At 47.0% G+C, this 3,384-nt stretch carries 3 protein-coding genes; 1 reads left to right on the forward strand and 2 read right to left on the reverse strand.

The genetic code is table 11. From position 1 onward, the window contains the following. Window positions 1-597 precede the first annotated feature (597 nt). Window positions 598-1,125, forward strand: coding sequence for an RNA polymerase sigma factor (locus tag ACYVHB_RS32695; RefSeq protein WP_461056261.1), 528 nt, complete (start codon window positions 598-600; stop codon window positions 1,123-1,125). A gap of 403 nt (window positions 1,126-1,528) precedes the next feature. Here the strand turns inward: ACYVHB_RS32695 and ACYVHB_RS32700 are convergent, their stop codons facing one another. Next, window positions 1,529-2,089, reverse strand: a complete 561-nt coding sequence (locus ACYVHB_RS32700) for a recombinase family protein (RefSeq protein WP_461056264.1) — start codon at window positions 2,087-2,089, stop codon at window positions 1,529-1,531. A gap of 288 nt (window positions 2,090-2,377) precedes the next feature. After that, complete coding sequence (locus ACYVHB_RS32705; RefSeq protein ID WP_461056262.1) at window positions 2,378-2,815, reverse strand: BLUF domain-containing protein; 438 nt, start codon at window positions 2,813-2,815, stop codon at window positions 2,378-2,380. Between the last annotated feature and the right edge of the window lie 569 nt (window positions 2,816-3,384).

Consider the following 3,384-nt stretch of genomic DNA (forward strand, 5'->3'; position numbering starts at 1 on the left):
TAGTGACTTTCTTAAGAATGTACTACTTCCTGCAATGTAGTTTTTGATAGTTAATTCAGCGTTACTTATTGTTTTCGTACAAAAAATAGGTCAACCCCTTTCGTTCATGAAATCCCTGCAATACGCGTACCAAGACAAAATCTTAAACGATGGGCTTGGGCCACAAGCCGGGAACCGGCCAATGAGCCCTAACAACCCTACCGGCCGCTACCCGTTTCAGCGAGCTCCATCGAGTGAGCTACCCGTCTAACGGACGGGCGAATGGTACGCCGGGCCCGTAAAATGGCCTATTATCCAGGATACATACCTCAACCCAACAGCTGCTAAGTACCGTATAATAAATTTCCACGCTCCTTGTAGAGGTTGAAAGTACGCTATGACTTAATGATCGGTTATGAAACTATGCTCATCTTGTCAAAATAGTATAATTATTTATTCATAAACCGCATAACTTGTAAACTATATCTATCTATTAAGTTTTAAGACCACTTTTTGATTTATTGTGACACTTATTTACCCAAAACGTCCAATTCATGTTCAACTTCGTAGTTAATGATACCTTAATTGATCCTTTACTCCTGTGGTATGAAACAAGCCTTGCGTAATGACGGCCAATTGCCCCGACCCGCACCGGACTCATTCGAGAACTTATATGAGCAGTACGTAGGAACGGTATACCAGAAGTGCCTCTCCATGACTAAAGACGCGGAAGCGGCCCAGGACTTTACCCAGGATATTTTCATCAAAGTCTTCCATAAACTAGATTCATTTGAGAACCGCTCGAGCTTCTCCACCTGGCTCTACTCGGTGGCCCATAACTACTGCCTGGATCAACTCAAGGCTGGCAAACGACTCAGCACCGAATCCTTGTCGGATAAAGTGGTTAATGCTCTAGCCCAGGAGGATCCATCAGATCCGGTTGAAAGTCAGCTACTAACCCTGGAAGGGGTGATGGGTAGTCTTTCGGCTGAAGAGCTCACCTTGCTGCGGCTCAAGTATGAACAGGGTACCCCCGTCAAAGCGATTGCCCAGCGCTTTGACCTGAGTGAGAGTGCCGTCAAGATGCGCCTGAAGCGAACCCGCGCTAAATTGTACGCGCTCTATCTCAGCCAGGAGTACCGATAGAAAGGGTATACATTATTTATTCTGTTGAAGTGACTCTCCTCCTCACACGTCGTCTAAAGGGGGATCTTCCCCGTCTGCTCAGGCTGATAAACTCAACGTGCGTCCCGCACGATCGGAATAACACCCTTCTTTTTAGCCCCTTCCCGATCTGTTGATGGCCAATGCCACACCCCCATAAGTCGACCAGGCTCCGGTAGTTTTTAAGGGCCGCTAAAGTCAAGGCCCATTAACTATCGGGTCACCTTGCCCAGTCCTACGGCCCCGCACCAGGACGATCAGGGGCTCAAACTGATCGAGGGCAAAAGCCTACTATCCAGCCTGAACAGAACCGGCAACAGCGCTTACTCACAAAGGGTAGTTTTGCCGGAGAGTACATAATTCGTCGTTTGGGAAGCAAGGCTTATTAAAAGGCCTTGAGGAGCTGTTTTCGGTACCGCTTCACACTCGACATACTGATGCCGGTCAGACTGACGGTTTCGGATACCGATAAGCCTCGCTCCAGAGCCTTCTTAACCTTGGCGAATTTCTCCGCATCCAGCCCAGCGGGGCGACCAATGTGTTTGCCTTTCGCCTTAGCCAGCAACTGACCTGCCCTGGTTTTCTCCAGAATGCTTTCCCGATCATACTCGGCCAAAGCTGCAAAAATCTGTAAGACTAATTTACCAGCTGGCGTACTGCTATCAACGCCCAGATCCAACGCCTTAAAGTGAATGCCCTTTCGGGCAAAGTCTCCTAGCATACTGATCAGGTGATCTCGGCTGCGGCCCAGCCTAAAAAAGCGGGCTACCATCACGGTATCGCCTGAACGAAGTTGAGACAGCATGGCGTCCAAAGCCGGTCGACTAGTACTGATACCCGTGATCTTATCCTGAAAGATTTCGTCACAATCTGCTTTTTGCAGCGCATCGAGTTGGGTGTCTAAGTTCTGGTCCAGCGTGGAGGCCTTCTTCTTCCAACGGGGCAGATTTACATGCTAAGCAACGAATTTTATAGTTAGTAGATGGCCGGACATTGACAATCAGTCTATTATCAAAAAGGGTATCTGAAAAGTAGCCACAAAAATGGCCAATCTGTTTAATTAGAGGGGGTAGTTTACCTTATCAAAAAGGATTTCCTTATTGATATACTCTTACTAACTACTTGATATACAGGACTCAACTAATACATTAGTTCACTAACGTGTAAATCTGCCGGCAGCGGCCGACCGTCCGTTGGAAGAAATACCCCATAAAGCGGAAGTAATCGATTGGTTTTAGCTGTATTCGGCTTGTTTGCGCCGGTTGCTTTCGTAGAAAAGCTTAATCATTTTAATGACTATGTTTTCCCCAGCTTCAATCGCGATCCGCTCATCGGTGTATAAATTCACGATTTCTTTGATGTTGGCCAATTCCCTGGATGTCACTGTCTCATAGCCCATGCTCCAGTCGGGGAAAAGACGAGCTTTGATGGGACGACTAAACACCTGTGCTACCTCCTTGTGCCGACTATCCTTTTTTATGCGACCGAGTAAATCCTCGATGACTTTCTGTTGACCTTCCAGGATTTGAACGATGCTCCCATTCATATAGAGCAGCACACCCGTAATATCATGCTCGGCATTATTCCGGCGGCTTTCTTCCAAGATGGTTGTAATGTCTTCCTGGGAGAAAGGATTAACGGAGAAACTGAAATAAACGATGCAATGCTCCATAGGTTGATTTGCGCGGTAGCGTATAGAGCAGCTAGGCCGGTTGATTGTCAGGCAGCAGGGAAAGGTACTCAGTGTGAACTGATTGGCTTAAAGGTAGGCAAACAAATACGGCTTTCCTATCGACCCGGCACGAAACTCAATACCGGTCAAACGAACGTTTCATAGCCGCTGCAGATGCAGCGACAAAGATTACCCTATTGAATCATAGTAACTATGACGCTGCACATGATTCGTACTGATACATATCAGTTACGTTTCTGGCATGCTTGTTCACCTATAAACGACCGTTTACTTGTGAACAAGGTCGAGTAAAAGAAACACCCTCAAAAATCGTTCAGAAAAAGCTCCATGTGGCACAAAATGGTGAACGATTAAAGAGAACGAGTTTATTGGACGCGAAAATGCCAGATTTTAGCCCCCTCCCTCCTACCCGTTCACAGTTCATTTAAACGTCCGATTCTGGCCGGGGCTAGTCAGGATGAAAATGGGGAGTGAAGCCCTATTTTTGTTCCCCTTCTAACTTGACTGCGCGAGAATGACCTTTAGCTAGATCCTGCTCGTTGGGTGGC

Source organism: Spirosoma arcticum (genome assembly GCF_054779955.1).

Coding starts and splice junctions, on each gene's coding strand:
- ACYVHB_RS32705 (WP_461056262.1), bottom strand. CDS start 2,815: ATGGAGCATTGCATCGTTTATTTCAGTTTCTCCGTTAATCCTTTCTCC.